Raw genomic sequence first — 17,770 nt, 5'->3', positions numbered from 1 at the left:
TCTTTTATCTGAGTACTTTTAATAGGTATATTAAGACTATAATGGTCAATGATGCTAGCTAAATTGGTGCTGCTCAGTGGGGAAACTACCACCGCGTACCGACTGCTGATACAACGCAAACGCGCCTTCGATACTGTGCGTGGTATTACGCTCGTCAGTCAAAAAGTCATGCACAAAGCGCGGTACGCGTCCATGAGCCATACCGAGCATATCATGCATCACCAATACTTGACCGTCAGTATCCGCACCTGCACCAATCCCAATGACTGGCACGTCTACCGTCTCGGTTACGGCTTTGGCTAATTCAGCGGGAACACATTCTAACACCAGTAAAGCAGCACCTGCGGCAACGACCGCTTGCGCATCAGCGAGCAATTTAGCAGCAGCGCTATCACCGCGACCTTGTATTTTATAGCCACCAAACACATTGACGGATTGTGGCGTTAAGCCGAGATGCACACAGGTGGGCGTTCCGGCTTGTGCCAGTATCGTCACCAACTCACATAACTCACTGCCGCCTTCAAGCTTAATCACATGCGCACCTGCCTGCATCAGTTGACGACTATTCACGATTGCCTCAGGTAACGTCACATAGCTCATAAACGGCAAGTCAGCGATAATCAACGCGTGCTGATTACTTCGAGCAACATTAGCGGTATGATAAGCCATATCATTGACGGTCACGGGTAAGGTTGATGTGTGACCTTGTACCACCATGCCCAAACTGTCACCAATTAAAATGGTATCAATCAGCGCCTTATCCATCATGCGTGCAAACATAGCGTCATAGCAGGTGAGACAAGTAAATTTAACGCCGTCTTTTTTGAATTTATTTAAAGTCGCTAATGTGGTCATGTCACCCTCAATTTTACTATTCAATAACGTTCTGCCACGACATGAGCACTCTGTCAGTGGCTACCATCAATCTGCTTCAGCCCTGCCCAATCATTGCTTTGCGGATAGCTGCTTATCGACTGACCGGCAATCATGATCTCTGGCGCTAATTCTCGCAGCGGTATTAAGACAAAATTACGCTCACTTATGCCTGCATGCGGTACGATTAACTGTGGCTCGGTAATTTGCTGTTGACCATATAACAAAATATCTACATCCAAACTACGCTCGCCCCAATGACGCAAGCGCGCACGTTTTGCTGTCTGCTCCAACTGCTGACACGTCTTTAGTAGCGCTAGTGGTGTTAGTGTAGTTTCAAAACCTGCGACCGCATTAACAAAATCGGGCTGATCTTGTGGTCCCATTGGCGCGGATGCGTAAAATGACGACACCCGCACTTCTCGTACTTGCGGATGCTGCCGTAAACCATCAATCGCTTGCTGTAAGTGCTCAACAGGAGAGCCTAAGTCATTAGCAAGGTTACTGCCTAAACCGACATAGCAGGTCACCCAACTATCAGATGCAATACTATGCGACTGAGCACTGCTGTTTGAAGAAACGTCCATAGCTACATGTTACTCAATAATTAATAAACAGCCCTACGAGTATTAATACTAGCCGTTATCAATGCTAGGCATTGTCAGTACTGGGCTGACGACGGCGACGTTTTGCTGGCACCGGACCTTTATTAGTAGCCTCTTGGTAAGGACTTGCTACATTATTGGTGTTAGCCAGATTTTTGACATCATTTTTTACGTTGGCTTTTTTAGCTTTACCTACTGTATCAACCTGATCAGTTGCTGTCGATATCGCCGCTTTAGTCGGTTTGACACTGGCTACATTTTTATCGACTTTGGCAGTCGTTTTCGTCTTAGGTCGAGCAGGAGAAGACTGTGCAGGTTTAGGTGCTTTTTTCTCGTACTGAGTAGTCGCTAAACTAGCTTCAGCCTTGCTAGGTGTTTGCAGCTCAAGACTTTTTGGCGTAACATTTTTTAGCTCAATACTGGGCTGACGGCGACGACGTTTATACGGTATCGGCTCGTTATTGATAGTCACCATTTGCGGCGTTTGAGCAATGCTACGAGCTGCATCTGGCTTTACTGCACTGACATTAGGATCAGATGATTGCTGAGCATCAGACGGTTGTTGCATTTTGGGCGCGTTAGTCGTAACAGCGTGTTTTTTATTTGAACTGTCAACCTGTTCAGCCGCTTTGTTATCCTGTACTTGGGCTGTCTGCTTAGTAGGTACTCGCTCTTGAGCGACTTTCTGAACGGCTGCTTTACTGGTAGCAGACTGGGCTATTTGCTCTGTGGTTAGCTGCTTTTGTAGCGGCGGTACGACGTTGCCATGTTCTATCACAAACAGTGGCGCAGGCTTAGAAGTAGCATATTTCTTTGATATGCCAGTGCTGCTAGCTAAAGACAGCTGTTGCAGTTGCGACAACTCATGACTGTCTTGTTTTAGCTGCTGTGAGCTTTTCTGCACGCGACCGTTAGGTACTTTTGCAGTAGTAACGTCTGGCTGTTCACTCTTCTGAGCCGCACGACGGCGACGTGACGGTATGTTCGAGGCATCATTGACAGTAGTTTGAGCATTTCCAGTTTGCTGTAAAACGTCTGGTTTTGCGCTATGTTGGTCGCGACTGCTATTGTCTGTATTTGATGGTTTGTTTACTGGCTGACTATTTGTATGCGCAGCAGATGGTTGGCGATTACGTCCGCGCCCACGCTTATAAGCCCCGCGACGCAGGTTTTCATCAAAATCTTCAATCGCTTGCTGCTGCTCTCTTTCAGATAGCGTCTGATACGTCTGCCACCAGTCGCCCATACCATTAGTAGACTCTGATAGAGGATGCTCAGCATCGCCACATTGTTCACGTAATAGTAAAAAGTCAAAGCCTGCACGAAAACGCGGATGCTCAGCCAGCTGCTCAATTTGTTTACTGCGCGGGGCGGCAAGTTTCGGCTGTAATAACCAAATATCACGGATAAATTGTTCAGCAAATTTAGGAATAGCGGTTTTGATACGCTGACGGTCAATGACTTTACCAGCGGCATGCAACTGCGCTTCCGCAAACGGCATATTACGTTTTTTGGCTTTTTCTAACTGATGCAGGTAATTTTCCCACAATAATGCAGCATAGAAAAACGCGGGATTGATACTTTTACCGGCATTAATACGCTTATCAGTATTGATGGCGACCTGTTGCACTAAGGCATTGGGCTCAGATGGGGGATAAATAATCAGGCTATCAATCGCGCCTGATTCAAACAATAATGGTAATAATGGTACGAGATAACCACCGGTGAACATTTTTTGCGTTTCATCATATAGGCGATGCGGCGATATTTGCTCAAGCAGTGCCCAGTTACCTCGATGAAATTGTGCCGCCAGCTCATCATCGAACTCAAAGCCTAATTTGGCTTTAAATCGCAGCGCCCGTAATAGACGCACCGGATCTTCTTCAATACGTACAGGCGCATCACCTAATAGACGGATAATTTTATTGTCTATATCATTAAGTGCACCGCAAAAATCATGAACCACGCCTTTAAGCGGTTGATAATACAAGGCATTAATCGAAAAATCACGACGGGCAAAATCTTGCTGAATATCGCCCCAAACATTGTCGCGCAAAATCATGCCATCTTGATTGGTATTCGAATCATTAATCGGTGGACCACGAAAGGTCGCGACTTCGATTAATTCGCGTCCTGAATAGACATGCGCCAATTGAAAGCGACGTCCGATAATACGGCAACGCTTACCAAACACATCTTTAATCTCATGTGGCTTGGCATCGGTGACGGCATCAAAGTCTTTCGGCTTCAGACCTAATAAGGTGTCACGCACGCCTCCGCCAACGATATAGGCGTCAAACCCAGCTCGGGACAGGGTAGCAATCACTTCAGTAATGGAATTGGGTAACTCAGATTTATTCAGTTCTAACTGCTTGGCGGCGCGCTCGGCCATGCATCTACTCCTTGCCGGTATTCTCAACGTCCCCTGATGAACACAGCGTTTATCAGGCGGATATACCTGCTAGTTTAACAAATTTTGCGCGCGGTGGGTGTGTTATGACAGTTAGTTACGTGCTATTTTGTCAATCTTGACCTTATCTTCTGCTGTCATTACACCTGTTGTGCGCTCCCTTTTAAGATAATCGTTCATAAAGTTGGATTATCTAATTCCGTATCTGCAAGCGCGCGCGGTTTTTCTCGATAGTTTTTGGACCAATGCCTTTCACTTTTTGCAGGTCATCAACCGTTTTAAAATCGCCAAACATTTCACGATAGAGGATAATCGCTTGCGCTTTACTGCTGCCAATACCGTGTAGCGATACCAATTCGCTCTCGGTTGCCCGATTAATATTGATGCCCATTTGGGTGTTGGCTTGGTAAGTGAGCTTTTCTTGTTGTAATAAATACTGATAAGCGCTTTTTGGATTGTCAAAACACGGTTCAGCCTGTGCGTGATTAAGGGCACTCGTAAAGACAACGATAAATAAAAAGGTAACATAAATTCTTTTCTGTATCGACGCATAAGCGCACGAAGACCTACTGCGCGCGTTCATGCTGTTTCGCCGCCTCCCATAACACCTCCATTTCAGTGATATTGCTGTCCTCAATATGCTTGCCAGCCGCTTCTAACTGCGCCTCGATATAACCAAAACGTGACTTAAATTTATGTACACAGGTTAAGGCAGCAGCTTCGGCATCGAGATGCAATTTACGTGCGACATTCACCAAGGCAAATAAGCAATCGCCCAGCTCTTTTTCAATGTCATTGATATTGGCTTTTATCTCGTCTTTAGACTTAATAATATTAGATTTAGCAATATCAGACGTATCAAGCAATTCTGCTTTTAGCTCGTTTACTTCTTCTTCTAATTTTTCGAGCGCCCCACTGACACCGTCCCAATCAAAACCTAATTTTGAGGCTTGTTTTTGCACCTCTTGCGCCTGCATCAAGGCACTACCCGCTTTAGTATTGTCTAAACGACGCTTTGGCTTACCACGTAGCGCGCGGGCTTTATTTTCTTCCTTTTTAATTTCATCCCAACGCCCTTTGACGGCGGCTTCATCTTGAAGATTTTCAGCTTCAAAAACATGCGGGTGACGACGTACTAACTTTTGCTGTAAGGTCGTAATGACATCTGCAATATCGAAACGCCCTTGCTCCGCATAAAGCTGACAATGAAAAATCACTTGTAACAATACATCGCCAAGCTCACCTTTGATATCCTCATCATCATCGCTCTGCACCGCCTCAGCAAGCTCATACGCCTCCTCAATCGCGTACGGAATGAGGCTATGATTACTTTGTTCTTGATCCCACGGACAGTCCGCGCGTAGGCGTGCCATTAAGGTTAATAAATCAGCCAGTTGCCCAGTGGCTTTCGGTGTGCCTTGCACCGGTGTCGGTGGCAAAATCTCTCTTTGGTGCTCATTGATACTGTTGAGGTTATTCATAATAGCGACTCTTATCAGTTTGGATAATTATTTTGTAGAACAGATATTGGTTGAATGCGGTTGGCTGAATAATAAATGCGACTGCCCTATTCTTTTGTTAGGTAGTGTATCATTTAATATTTATCATCTTATTTTTATGCTTTTTATTTTATAGCCGTTCATTTTCATAGCCATTTATCTACTTCAGAACTTCATACTTAACAATTTCATACTTCAGAACTTTATATTTAAAAAAAGGAACTTTATCATCATGACCTTGTCTACTACCGCTACTTTGTCAGGCTATCAACCGCCTCATACCGAATTTACACCCATCACGATTGACTCTTTTAAAGCCTATGACATTCGTGGCGAGCTTGGCGTGAACCTTAATGAAGACATTGCCTACCGCATCGGTCGTGCTTTTGGGCAGATTTTATTTCAGCGCTATCATGCGGCTGACGCCAATGAAGACATGACAAATTTACAGCCGGCAATCGTGATTGGTAGTGATATTCGTCATTCCAGTGAGCAATTAAAACAAGCGACTATTGCAGGTATTATCGATGCAGGCGTTGATGTCATTGACTTGGGTATGACCGGTACTGAAGAGGTCTATTTTGCCACCACGCATTATCACGCATTGGGTGGCATTGAAGTCACAGCAAGTCATAACCCCATTAATTATAATGGTTTAAAATTGGTCAAAGAGCACTCAAAGCCCATTAGCGCCGATGATGGCTTAGCCGAAATTCAACAATTGGCAGAATCCGGACAATTTACTGCAAACGCGAATAAAGGAAAATTGCAGGTATTAACGGATAAAAGCGCTTATATCAATCACGTCATGAGCTTTGTGGATACTGATAAATTAAAACCACTAAAACTGGTTATCAATTCAGGTAATGGTAGCGCAGGACCCGTCGTTGATTTATTGATTGATAAACTGGCACAAGCAGGGGCACCGATTGAGGTGATTAAACTGCACCATGAGCCGGATGGTAGCTTCCCGAATGGTATTCCCAATCCGATGATTATTGCCAATAGAGACGCGACCCAGCAAACGGTCATTGAAAATAAAGCAGACCTTGGTATTGCTTTTGATGGTGATTTTGACCGCTGCTTTTTATTTGATGAATCAGGTGAGTTCATCGATGGCAGTTATGTGGTGGGGATGCTCGCTCAAGCCTTTTTAAATAAGTACCCCGGTGAGTCTATCGTCTATGATCCACGGGTACTTTATAACACTGAAGCGGTCATAGAAACCCATGCGGGTAAGGCTGTCATCAGTAAGTCGGGGCACTCGTTTATTAAGCAAGTGATGCGTGAATCAGGCGCAGTATATGGTGGCGAGATGTCCGCGCATCATTATTTTCGCGACTTTTGCTACTGTGATAGCGGCATGATTCCGTGGCTATTGACCATTGAGCTATTATCCATTACTGGCAAGACCTTATCAGAACTGGTCACAGGCTGTATTCAGGCGTATCCCAGTTCAGGCGAGCTCAATTTTCGCTTAACGACACACGATGCACCGACGATTATTAGCGCTATTGAAGAAAAATTCAGTGGAGAGAAACCTGCGAAATCAACACTCGACGGTCTGAGTCTTGACTTTGGGGAATGGCGCTTTAATTTACGTGCCTCTAATACCGAACCGTTAATCCGCCTTAATATTGAAGCGCGCGGTGATGAAAATTTACTCGCGACGAAAACGCAAGATATTCAGCAATGGCTTGCTGGTCAAGGCGCTGTACCTGCTTAATCCTTTATAGGATTAACTTGTCTTATATTTGAGACTGTACAAAAAAATAAGCGTCTGTTAATACATAGATTAACAGACGCTTTTTAATGACTTAATGGCTTAATCACTTAATTTTGGCTAGGCTATGATATGAGTGGTTAGGATTTACTGCGCCCAATACCGAGATAGTCACCTACTAACGCCGCAATTTGTGGACGCGTCAGAACATTTTGGGCGTCAAATATGGGCATCGCTTGCTGATTAAGGCGCGTGATATCCAGCTCATCTTGTGGTGACCGGCTAATAATAAAAATAGCTTGTGCCGTATCGAGCCGCTCATAAGGACCATCAATGAGCTGTAATAAAGGTTGCTCAGGATATAACGTCGTCAATTCAGCTTGTGCCTTATCACTATGCACGAGGGTGGTGATATTGTACGACCAGAGTAAATTTAAGAGCGGATGAATAGCCGACCCTGCGGTACGACCTGACCCCGCCTTATAGCTACCGCCCCAAATCATCACTGTCTTATGGTCAATAAAGCCATCAAAATACTGCCAAAACTTACGGAATATCAGCTCTTTTTGATCTTCATTAATATGCATGACGGCTGTTAAAATCGGCATCTCGACACGGCTGGTCAGACCTGACTGTTGCAGCTTAGCCAATTCAGCAGGTAACGTATTGCCGCCAAATCCCCAGCCTGCCTGCAAGTAACTGCGACCAACGCGCTCGTCTAAGCCCATAATTCTGCTAACTTGCTGGATGTCTACCTGATGACTATCGGCAAGGCGTGACATTTCATTCATTAGGCTCACGCGGGTGGCTAGCATCGCCATAATGCTACTGCGCGCAAACTCAATAGTGGCAATATCAGCACAGTGATACGCACGCGCATGTTGTATTAACGGCTGTAGCGCCGTGAGACGCTGACTGCTGGCGGGTGTTTTTTCACCCAATAGCCAAAGCGAGGGTTTCAACATCGAGCTAAAAGCTTCGCCATCTTGCAAAAAGACAAACGGCACATAATAAACCCAAGGACGCTGTAATTGCTCAGCCACTAAGGACATCTGCCCTAATGCCCCAATACCGCTCATAATAATCGGTAGCTTTTGCTGGTTACTATGATTAAATGCCGTTATCCACTGCTTATCTGACCATACTGACTTTATACTGTCTAAAAATAACCAATAAAAAGCGACTTGACTGCCATCAGCGGCGTTCACCGTCTCTAGCGGCTCACAAATAGCGATAAGTTTATCTGCACTATCGGGTAACGCTTGAATGATAATCTGCTGTTGTTGGCTATATAGCTGCCACAGCGCCTGCAAATGATGCTCAAAAGCATACTGCTGTAGCTGTTGTTGTAGTAGCACATTGTCGGCATATAAATGCACATTATGTCCTAAACTTGCGAGCACCACCGCGCTAGTAATGGCTTCAATGTCGTGCCCAATAATGACACACACATCAGAGGTTGTCGGCATAGGCTGTTGAGCACTGAGTTGTTTAGGACTAGACTGTTTAAGACTAAGAATAGAATCAGAGGACATGGGACTACCTTTATACTTTAAATATATTGTAAATGACTGATGAGCCAAATGACCGATTAGTAGATAAAATGTAGCGCTCTATCCGTGGTAAAAGCGTTAAGACCACTGCCTAATATGCGCAAGCAGTTGATTGGTAGAGGTATCAAAAGCGCTCGCGCTATCCTGTTGCAGCGCCTGATACACAGTTTCTGCCATCTGCTTACCCATCTCAACGCCCCATTGGTCAAAGGGATTGATATCCCAAATACTCGCCATCACGTAGACCTTATGCTCATATAATGCAATTAACGCCCCTAAGCTATGCGGGGTCAGCTCATCAATTAATAGCGTGGTTGAGGGTTGATTGCCGCGATAGTGCTTGTATTTATCCGCATCGCAAGCTACCTCTGTATCCGCAATAGCCGCATTACCAAACGCTAAAACGCGACTTTGTGCCAAACAATTCGCCAAAGACAGCTCATGTTGATGCTGCAACGAAGCATTTTTTACCTCATCACTATAATGACGCACGCAAGCGATAAAATCGCAAGACACGTGCTGAGTACCTTGATGCAGCAGTTGATAAAACGCATGTTGGGCGTTAGAGCCAACCTCGCCCCATAAAATAGGACAAGTATCGTAATCAACCTGCTTGCCATCATGAGTCACTGACTTACCATTACTTTCCATCTCAAGTTGAGTCAAATAGCTGGGCAGATAACCCAAACGCCCGTCATAAGGCAATACAGTATGGGCATGAATGTGTAAAAAGGTACTATTCCAAACCGCCAGCAAACCTAATAATACCGGTAAATTATTTGCAAAATCAGCGTTGGCAAAGTGCACATCCATACTGTGCGCGCCTGCCAACAGCTCGCGGAATTGCGTCATACCAATACGAACTGCAATAGCCAGACCAATCGCTGACCACAATGAAAAACGCCCACCGACCCAATCCCAAAGCTGCAACTGATGCTCAGGATGAATACCCCACGCGCTCATCTTCTCGCTATTTGCGGAAATACCAATAAAATGTCGGCGTAGCACACTCTCTTGAGTACCAGCGTATAATGTTGCCGTTGCCAGCAACCACGATAATGCCGTCTTAGCATTAGAGAGAGTATCCACCGTCTCAAAAGATTTAGATGAAATAATAAACAGCGTCGTCTCTGCATCTAAGCGCTTCAGTAAATTATCAAGCTGGCTGCCATCCATATTAGAAACAAAATGCACGACAATCTCGGTATCAGCCCATTCATCAAGTGCCGTCGCTGCCATCAGCGGCCCTAAATCAGAACCGCCAACCCCGATATTGACCACATCAGTAATCGCCTTACCTGAAAATCCGCGCCACGTCCCCTGACGAATACGCTGGGATAAACGCTCAACCTGCATAAGGCTATGATGCACATCAGCGACAACATTTTGCTCACCCACTTGTAAGGTTGCCGTGGCTGGCAAACGTAGCGCTGTATGTAACGCAGCACGCTCTTCGCTGGTATTCACCATTGCGCCCTGCATTAATTCGTCAATACGCGCTGATAACTGACAGGTTTTAGCTAAATCTATGAGACTCGCTCGCACCGTATCATTAATACATTGCTTGCTATAGTCCATATACAAAGCGCCTTCTTGAGCGCTAAAACGCTGGGTACGCGTCTCATCCTGCGCAAATAAGGCAGCTAATGACCATGGCTGCTCCGCAAGCTGTTGTAATTGCGTCCAGTTTTTTGAATCGCGTACACTATGGTATGAGGTGTCGGACATAGTATTATTCATCAACCGCTAATTGTTGTTGAGCAAAATAAATAAATGCCTGCATATACGAGCGCATATCACCCGCATCATAACTGTCGCCAAGCATCGTCGTCACATCGACTCCATACTGGCTAATTAAGGCATCAATCGCATCGGTCAGCTGAATTTCTCCACCCACTGATGCCGTGGTACTTTCTAAATAATCAAATATTTGATTGGCAAAGACATAGCGTCCAACTACCGCTAGTCGAGAAGGCGCTTCTGCTAGACTGGGCTTTTCTACAAACCCTGCTACACTAAAGCTGGCATTTGCATCTATATTATCGTTCACACTAACCGTATCAATCAGTTTAGCGATGCCGTATTTAGACACATCTTCATCAGCGACTTTATCCACTAATATTTGTGAATGACCCTTTGTCACAAACTCATGAATCATGAACGCTAAGTTATCGGTGTACATATCAGTCGTAAACGGATCAAGTACTACATCAGGCAACAACACGGCAAAATCATGTGCACCAATAATGGGACGCGCCGCCAATACGGCATGCCCAAGTCCTAGCGCTTTACCTTGGCGTATCATCGATATCGTGACATCTTTTGGCAGCCAATTGAGACTATCTGCTAGCTCACCCTTACCTTTAGCACGCAACTGATTATCCAGCTCCGCATTGATATCAAAGTAGTTTTCGATGGCACTTTTTTGCGCATGTCCGACCAATACGATGTGCTTAATACCAGCAGCTATCGCCTCTTGCACCACATAATGAATCGCAGGACGATTACCTAGTGGCAATAGCTCTTTAGGTACAGATTTAGACAATGGCAGCATACGTGTACCAAAGCCCGCAACAGGAATAACAGCATGGATAATTTTGTTCATAATTGTAGGGCTACACTAAAATAATAAAATCAATCTTAATAATAAAATATTATGAAGTAAATATAACGGCATAAACTCATGATATTTTTTACGTTACTTTATAACCATCAGGATTTGCACTTTGCCAGCGCCATGTATCTTGGCACATATCGTTAATATCTAACTTTGCTTGCCAACCTAACAATTCTTTTGCTTTATCAGCGCTAGCATAGCAGCTAGCAATATCACCCGCACGGCGAGCGGCGAACTGATAAGGGACGTTTTTTCCGGTGGCTTCTGTAAAAGCAGTCACCAACTCTAATACCGAGCTGCCTCTACCTGTACCTAAATTAATAGGCATAAAACCGACAGGGGCAGTTTGTTGTTCGGCATAGCGAAGCGCATCCACGTGCCCTTTTGCAAGATCGGTCACATGAATATAGTCACGCACTCCAGTGCCATCCACTGTTGGATAATCATTGCCAAAAACACTTAATGTCGCCAGTTTACCAACCGCCACTTGCGAAATATAAGGCATCAGATTATTAGGGATATCATTGGGATCTTCACCGATTTGACCCGAAGAATGCGCACCGACTGGATTAAAGTAACGCAACGTAATTAAATTCCAGTGGTTATCGGATACAGCTAGGTCTTCTAAAATATGTTCTACAGCAAGCTTACTTTGACCATAAGGATTGGTACAAGAGCGCGGAAAGCTTTCGTCAATCGGCAAGGTTTCAGGATCACCATAAACCGTTGCCGACGAGGAAAAAATAAAGTTTTTAACTTTATGTGCTGCCATGACCTCAAGTAAGGTAATCGTACCGCTAACGTTATTACTATAATACATTAAGGGCTTAGCAACAGATTCGCCGACCGCTTTTAAACCGGCAAAATGAATCACACCAAAGAATTGATGAGCTTTGAATATTTCTTGTAATAAATCAGCATCCCGTATATCGCCTTGAATAAACTCAATGGGCTTGTCAATCAGTGCAGAGACACGGTTAAGCGCTTCACGGCTACTATTAGACAAATTATCATAAACCACAATATCGTAACCTGCTTGATGCAGAGCGATACAGGTATGCGAGCCAATATACCCTGCACCACCCGTTACTAATATTTTATTTCTCATATCATCATCCAAAGCCGTTTTCAAAACAAAAAAAGACACCCCATTGTAGGGGTGTCTTTAGTGTATATCAAGTGAGCTTAGCGCTTAAAAACGAACTTATGTTTTTAACTTTGTTATGACTTACCAGCCTGTTACTTCTTTTAGTTTCTCACCCAATTTTGATGGGTCACGCGTGTAAGCAATGCCTGCCGCTTCGAACGCTTTAAATTTATCTTCAGCAGTACCTTGACCACCAGAGATGATAGCGCCGGCATGACCCATACGCTTGCCTTCAGGAGCCGTAACACCAGCGATATAACCAACTACTGGCTTAGTTACATGGTCTTTGATGTAAGCAGCTGCTTCTTCTTCAGCAGTACCACCAATCTCACCGATTAGGATAATAGCTTCAGTTTGTGGATCTTCTTGGAACAATTTCAAAGCATCAATTTGGTTCATACCAGGGATTGGATCGCCACCGATACCGATACAAGTTGATTGACCAAAACCAAGCTTAGTGGTTTGAGCAACGGCTTCATAAGTCAAAGTACCAGAGCGTGAGATGATGCCCACTTTACCTGGCTGATGAATATGACCTGGCATGATGCCGATTTTGCACTGACCTGGAGTGATAACACCTGGGCAGTTAGGACCAATCAGACGTACATCGCCTGCTTCTTCTAAATAACGCTTAGCTTTTAGCATATCAAGCGTTGGTACGCCTTCAGTGATCACAACAATCAGCTTCACACCAGCGTCAATCGCTTCAACGATAGAATCTAGTACAAATGGTGCTGGTACATAGATAACAGAAGCGTCAGCTTGGGTAGCTGCCATTGCTTCTTTCATGGTGTTGAATACTGGCAAACCTAAATGCGTTTGACCGCCTTTACCAGGTGTTACGCCGCCAACAACTTTAGTACCATATTCGATGGCTTGTTCTGAATGGAACGTACCATTTTTACCAGTAAAACCTTGTACCAATACTTTGGTATCTTTATCAATTAATACACTCATTACTTTATCCTTGTATGCGGTTGTCTTGTAGGCATCTGCCCATCCTGCGTTAAATGTTAACGACTAAGAATGACAGCAGATGCCTGTTACGCTTGGGCAATTAGGCTTTAACAGCGTCAACGATTTTTTGAGCAGCATCTGATAAACCTTGAGCTGAAATCAATTTCAGACCAGAGTCTTCTAAGATTTTTGCGCCAAGCTCAGCATTGTTACCTTCTAAACGGACAACAACAGGTACTGTTACGTTAACTTCTTTGATAGCAGCGATAATGGCTTCTGCAATCATGTCACAACGTACGATACCACCGAAGATGTTAATTAAAACACCTTCTACGCTGCTGTCTTCAAGGATAATCTTGAAAGCTTCAACAACGCGATCTTTAGTTGCCCCGCCGCCAACGTCCAAGAAGTTAGCAGGCTTGCCGCCGTACAATTTGATGATGTCCATCGTTGCCATTGCAAGACCAGCACCGTTAACCATACAACCGATATTACCTTCAAGGGCAACATAGTTTAGGTCAAACTCAGCCGCTTTAAGCTCACGCTCATTTTCTTGTGACTTGTCTTGTAACGCTGCGATTTTAGGCAGACGATATAGAGCATTTGAATCGATACCAATTTTGCCGTCAACACAAACGATTTCGCCATTTTCGCGAACCGCCAATGGGTTGATTTCAAGTAAATCAATGTCGTTTTCGATGAATGCTTGATAAGCACCAGACATCAATTTAACGAATTGATTGATTTGCTTGCCTTCAAGACCCAATTTAAACGCCACTTCACGCGCTTGGAATGGCAATAAACCAACCAATGGATCAATGCTTGTTTTAAAGATTTTTTCTGGCGTATTGTTAGCAACTTCTTCAATATCAACACCGCCTTCAGTTGATGCCATAAACGTCACGCGACGTGAAGAGCGATCAACAACAGCACCAAGATATAGCTCAGTTTGCACTGGGTACATATCTTCTGCAACCAATACGAAGTTCACTGGTTGACCAGCAGCGTCAGTTTGGTAGGTAACTAGGTTAGTACCGATAAGCTCGTCTGCCACTTGCTTCGCTTCTTCACGAGTTTTAACCAATTTCACGCCGCCCGCTTTACCGCGACCACCAGCATGAACCTGTGCTTTAATCACAGCGATATCAGTTGGGTTTTTATCAAAAGCAGCTGCTGCTTCGTCGCCACTATAGGCAATGATGCCTTCTTGAATTGGCAAACCGTAGCTTTTTAGCAGCTGTTTTGCTTGATACTCATGTAAATTCATTGATTGAATCCTTTATTTTTTACTATTAATAAAAAGTGGAAATAAGCACGCGACAACATCAATTTGACGCGCTTTTGACTATGACTGCCCTGCCTATAAACTAATAAGCACGACAGCAACAATCAGGGTAAAGCGTGATTGATTTATTTACGTTTTTTGCGCTGGATGGCGTGAATCGGACGGCCATCAGCTGATAAAGCAGCTTCATGAACCGCTTCTGAGATCGTTGGATGCGCAAAAGTCATCAGTTGCAAATCTTCAATACTAGAAACAAACTCCATCGCAATCATACCTTGATGGACAATATCTCCAGCACCAGCAGCGATAGCATGCATACCTAGTAGACGATCCGTCTTAACATCAGCAACGACTTTGATAGAGCCTTCGCCTTCACTTTGAGCCAAGGCACGACCGTTAGCTGCTAAGCTGAATGAACCCGTTTTAACTTCAAAACCGGCCTCAGTAGCTTCTTGCTCAGTCATACCTACCCATGCAATTTCTGGATGCGTATAGATGACATTAATAATAGTGTCATAGTTCACTTGGGCTTTTTCGCCATGAATGCGCTCAACGGCCATGATGCCTTCTTCTGACGCTTTGTGCGCAAGCATTGGGCCACGTACTAAGTCGCCGATAGCATAAACGCCATCAAGGTTGGTTTTACATTGATCGTTAACATCAATAAGACCACGTTCGGTCAATTGAATACCACTGTCTTCACCAAGTAGTTTTTCAGAATAAGCACGACGACCAACACAAACAATCAGCTTATCAAAACGCTGCTCTGATGACTCGCCTTTGTTCTCACTAGTGACCACAACTTCATCACCATCGATTTCAGCTTTGATAACTTTGGTATCAACACGGATATCAAGACCTTGCTTTTTGAACATTTTAGCAGCTTCTTTAGCGATATCTTTATCAGCAGCAGCTAAGAAGCTAGGTAGCGCTTCATAAACAACTACTTCTGAACCTAAACGACGCCATACAGAGCCTAGCTCAAGACCGATAACACCAGCACCGATTACGCCTAAACGCTTAGGTACTTCATTGAAATCTAATGCACCCGTTGAGTCAACGATACGGTCATGATCAGTCTTAGCAACTGGAATATCGATAGGAATAGAACCTGAGGCAAGGATGACGTTCTTTGCGGTAATAGTAGACTCAGCAGCATCTTCAGCTGTGAATTTAACTTTTTTATCACTACCTTTACCGTCAACTAAAGTACCCCAGCCTTGTAGCCAGTCAATGCCATTACCTTGGAATAAACCGGCAATACCACCCGTTAATTGCTTAACAATCGCTTCTTTACGGCCGATCATGGTTTCGATATCGATAGCAACATCACCAGTGCTGATACCATGCTCAGCAAGGTCATGCTTAGTTGCTTCGTAACGATGCGAACTATCAAGTAAGGCCTTTGATGGGATACAACCAACGTTTAAGCAAGTACCGCCAAGTGCAGGCGTGCCTTTATAAATACGTTTTTCAATACAAGCCACGCTCATACCTAGTTGAGCTGCACGGATAGCAGCTACATAACCACCAGGACCGCCGCCGATAACGACTAAATCATAATTATCTTTCATAATATGCTTCCATGTTTTATTTATGGTTTACTCTGCAGCTCATTAATAAATCAGGACAAAATAAACTCACCGTATGAGTACTGCATAGCTAATACGCTATCTCATTGAGGTATGACTATTTGTCGATAATTTATAGTGATGAATAACTGCTAGATTAGCTCAGGTCATTGCCTGCACGGCAATAAGATATAAATAATAGCTAAGATAGCTATCGTTAACAAAGATAAAAAGCTTGTATCGGTCATTACCAATACAAGCTTAAAAAATTAAAGATCTAAAAGTAGCATAGTAGGGTCTTCAACCAACTCTTTAATAGTAACTAAGAATTGTACCGCTTCTTTACCATCAATCATACGGTGGTCATAAGACAAGGCAAGATACATCATTGGTAAGATTTTAACTTCACCATTAACCGCCATTGGGCGATCATTAATAGCATGCATACCAAGAATAGCAGTTTGTGGTGGGTTCAAAATAGGCGTTGACATGAGTGAACCAAATACGCCGCCGTTTGAAATGGTGAACGTACCGCCAGTCATATCATCTAGACCAAGTTTACCTTCTTGTGCTTTGCCACCGAACTCACGAATCTTGGCTTCAACATCAGCCATGCTCATCTGATCAGTATCACGCAATACTGGCACGACAAGACCACGATTAGAAGATACCGCAACACCGATATCATAGTAACCATGATAGACGATATCATTACCATCTAACGATGCGTTCACTGCTGGGAAACGTTTTAATGCTTCTGTTGCAGCTTTTACGAATAACGACATAAAGCCCAAACGCGTACCATGACGCTTTTCGAACTGATCTTTATACTTACTACGCATATCCATCAACGGCTTCATGTTGACTTCGTTAAACGTGGTTAACATTGCCGTTTCTTGAGACGCGGCTAGTAAACGATTGGCAACTGTCTTACGTAAACGCGTCATTGGAACACGACTTTCACTACGCTCACCAACTGATTCAGCGACAGGACGACCACTGTCAGTTTTGATGCTACTGTCAGCTTTTAAGGTTGGGCTGCTCATGTCACTCTTAGTAACACGACCGCCGCGACCACTACCTTCAACGGCTTTAGGATCAACGCCAGATTCTTTAGCCGCTTTGCGCACTGCTGGGCTTTGATCTTTATGATCAGCTTCTACGCCGCCGGTACTAGCAGTTGCTTGTACTGGTGCGCCGCCATCAGTCGCTTGTTTTTCTTCAACTGGAGCGGCTGCAGGTGCTGCACTAGCGCTTGCGCCAGCTTCAAATTCTGCAATCAACTCATCAGACAAAACGATATCATCAACGTGCTTGACGATTCTAGTCACAACACCATTGTCAGGTGCAACAACTTCTAATACCACTTTATCAGTTTCGATTTCAGCCAATAAGTCATCACGGTTAACTTGCTGACCTTCAGTGACATGCCATTCAACGATTGTGCCATCGGCAACCGATTCTGGAAAAACGGGGGCTTTAATCTCAGCCATCGATATACTCCTTAGATTTGGATATTACTATTTATTA

The 17,770-nt window shown here is 44.2% G+C and carries 14 protein-coding genes; 1 reads left to right on the top strand and 13 read right to left on the bottom strand.

Going from position 1 to position 17,770, the window contains the following annotated elements; all coding sequences use genetic code 11:
• Positions 1-54: 54 nt before the first annotated feature.
• The 5 genes from panB to mazG form a co-directional block, all read right to left on the bottom strand.
• Positions 55-855 (bottom strand): 3-methyl-2-oxobutanoate hydroxymethyltransferase, encoded by an 801-nt coding sequence (gene panB / locus AOC03_RS07050; RefSeq protein ID WP_062534554.1) that lies wholly within the window; start codon positions 853-855, stop codon positions 55-57.
• Positions 856-908: 53 nt separating this feature from the next.
• On the bottom strand, positions 909-1,460 hold the full coding sequence (gene folK / locus AOC03_RS07045; RefSeq protein WP_062534552.1) for a 2-amino-4-hydroxy-6-hydroxymethyldihydropteridine diphosphokinase: 552 nt from the start codon (positions 1,458-1,460) through the stop codon (positions 909-911).
• A 64-nt stretch (positions 1,461-1,524) separates the two neighbouring features.
• Positions 1,525-3,870, bottom strand: a complete 2,346-nt coding sequence (gene pcnB, locus AOC03_RS07040; RefSeq protein ID WP_062534550.1) for a polynucleotide adenylyltransferase PcnB — start codon at positions 3,868-3,870, stop codon at positions 1,525-1,527.
• Positions 3,871-4,081: 211 nt separating this feature from the next.
• Positions 4,082-4,471: a ComEA family DNA-binding protein gene (locus AOC03_RS07035; RefSeq protein WP_062534548.1), complete on the bottom strand. Its 390-nt coding sequence runs from the start codon at positions 4,469-4,471 to the stop codon at positions 4,082-4,084.
• Positions 4,455-5,369 (bottom strand): nucleoside triphosphate pyrophosphohydrolase, encoded by a 915-nt coding sequence (gene mazG, locus AOC03_RS07030; protein WP_062534546.1) that lies wholly within the window; start codon positions 5,367-5,369, stop codon positions 4,455-4,457. Before mazG ends, AOC03_RS07035 begins: the two co-directional genes overlap by 17 nt.
• A 250-nt stretch (positions 5,370-5,619) precedes the next feature.
• On the opposite strand from mazG, the gene AOC03_RS07025 reads away from it, so the two are divergent.
• On the top strand, positions 5,620-7,113 hold the full coding sequence (locus tag AOC03_RS07025; protein ID WP_062534544.1) for a phosphomannomutase/phosphoglucomutase: 1,494 nt from the start codon (positions 5,620-5,622) through the stop codon (positions 7,111-7,113).
• A 137-nt stretch (positions 7,114-7,250) separates the two neighbouring features.
• Here AOC03_RS07025 and AOC03_RS07020 read toward each other — a convergent pair whose 3' ends face one another.
• From AOC03_RS07020 to odhB, 8 genes are all read right to left on the bottom strand, one after another.
• Positions 7,251-8,645, bottom strand: a complete 1,395-nt coding sequence (locus AOC03_RS07020) for a UDP-glucose/GDP-mannose dehydrogenase family protein (RefSeq protein ID WP_062534542.1) — start codon at positions 8,643-8,645, stop codon at positions 7,251-7,253.
• Between the two features lie 96 nt (positions 8,646-8,741).
• Positions 8,742-10,391 (bottom strand): glucose-6-phosphate isomerase, encoded by a 1,650-nt coding sequence (pgi, locus tag AOC03_RS07015; RefSeq protein ID WP_227514205.1) that lies wholly within the window; start codon positions 10,389-10,391, stop codon positions 8,742-8,744.
• Between the two features lie 4 nt (positions 10,392-10,395).
• Positions 10,396-11,268: a UTP--glucose-1-phosphate uridylyltransferase gene (locus AOC03_RS07010; RefSeq protein ID WP_062534538.1), complete on the bottom strand. Its 873-nt coding sequence runs from the start codon at positions 11,266-11,268 to the stop codon at positions 10,396-10,398.
• A gap of 88 nt (positions 11,269-11,356) precedes the next feature.
• A complete protein-coding gene (galE, locus tag AOC03_RS07005) occupies positions 11,357-12,388 on the bottom strand; it encodes a UDP-glucose 4-epimerase GalE (protein WP_062534536.1) in 1,032 nt (343 codons plus the stop codon).
• Positions 12,389-12,508: 120 nt separating this feature from the next.
• A complete protein-coding gene (gene sucD, locus AOC03_RS07000) occupies positions 12,509-13,384 on the bottom strand; it encodes a succinate--CoA ligase subunit alpha (protein ID WP_062534534.1) in 876 nt (291 codons plus the stop codon).
• A gap of 100 nt (positions 13,385-13,484) precedes the next feature.
• A complete protein-coding gene (gene sucC, locus AOC03_RS06995) occupies positions 13,485-14,651 on the bottom strand; it encodes an ADP-forming succinate--CoA ligase subunit beta (RefSeq protein WP_062534532.1) in 1,167 nt (388 codons plus the stop codon).
• A 143-nt stretch (positions 14,652-14,794) separates the two neighbouring features.
• Positions 14,795-16,243, bottom strand: a complete 1,449-nt coding sequence (gene lpdA, locus AOC03_RS06990; RefSeq protein ID WP_062534530.1) for a dihydrolipoyl dehydrogenase — start codon at positions 16,241-16,243, stop codon at positions 14,795-14,797.
• A gap of 266 nt (positions 16,244-16,509) precedes the next feature.
• Positions 16,510-17,733 (bottom strand): 2-oxoglutarate dehydrogenase complex dihydrolipoyllysine-residue succinyltransferase, encoded by a 1,224-nt coding sequence (gene odhB / locus AOC03_RS06985; protein ID WP_062534527.1) that lies wholly within the window; start codon positions 17,731-17,733, stop codon positions 16,510-16,512.
• Positions 17,734-17,770 lie beyond the last annotated feature (37 nt).

It is taken from the genome of Psychrobacter urativorans (genome assembly GCF_001298525.1).
GTDB lineage: Bacteria > Pseudomonadota > Gammaproteobacteria > Pseudomonadales > Moraxellaceae > Psychrobacter > Psychrobacter urativorans_A.
The sequence above is the reverse complement of the archived record's forward strand: the minus strand, read 5'-3'. Positions and strand labels throughout refer to the sequence as shown.

Coding starts and splice junctions, on each gene's coding strand:
- panB (WP_062534554.1), bottom strand. CDS start 855: ATGACCACATTAGCGACTTTAAATAAATTCAAAAAAGACGGCGTTAAA.
- AOC03_RS07035 (WP_062534548.1), bottom strand. CDS start 4,471: ATGAACGCGCGCAGTAGGTCTTCGTGCGCTTATGCGTCGATACAGAAA.
- pcnB (WP_062534550.1), bottom strand. CDS start 3,870: ATGGCCGAGCGCGCCGCCAAGCAGTTAGAACTGAATAAATCTGAGTTA.
- pgi (WP_227514205.1), bottom strand. CDS start 10,391: ATGTCCGACACCTCATACCATAGTGTACGCGATTCAAAAAACTGGACG.
- sucC (WP_062534532.1), bottom strand. CDS start 14,651: ATGAATTTACATGAGTATCAAGCAAAACAGCTGCTAAAAAGCTACGGT.
- galE (WP_062534536.1), bottom strand. CDS start 12,388: ATGAGAAATAAAATATTAGTAACGGGTGGTGCAGGGTATATTGGCTCG.
- mazG (WP_062534546.1), bottom strand. CDS start 5,369: ATGAATAACCTCAACAGTATCAATGAGCACCAAAGAGAGATTTTGCCA.
- AOC03_RS07020 (WP_062534542.1), bottom strand. CDS start 8,645: ATGTCCTCTGATTCTATTCTTAGTCTTAAACAGTCTAGTCCTAAACAA.
- sucD (WP_062534534.1), bottom strand. CDS start 13,384: ATGAGTGTATTAATTGATAAAGATACCAAAGTATTGGTACAAGGTTTT.
- AOC03_RS07025 (WP_062534544.1), top strand. CDS start 5,620: ATGACCTTGTCTACTACCGCTACTTTGTCAGGCTATCAACCGCCTCAT.
- odhB (WP_062534527.1), bottom strand. CDS start 17,733: ATGGCTGAGATTAAAGCCCCCGTTTTTCCAGAATCGGTTGCCGATGGC.
- folK (WP_062534552.1), bottom strand. CDS start 1,460: ATGGACGTTTCTTCAAACAGCAGTGCTCAGTCGCATAGTATTGCATCT.
- lpdA (WP_062534530.1), bottom strand. CDS start 16,243: ATGAAAGATAATTATGATTTAGTCGTTATCGGCGGCGGTCCTGGTGGT.
- AOC03_RS07010 (WP_062534538.1), bottom strand. CDS start 11,268: ATGAACAAAATTATCCATGCTGTTATTCCTGTTGCGGGCTTTGGTACA.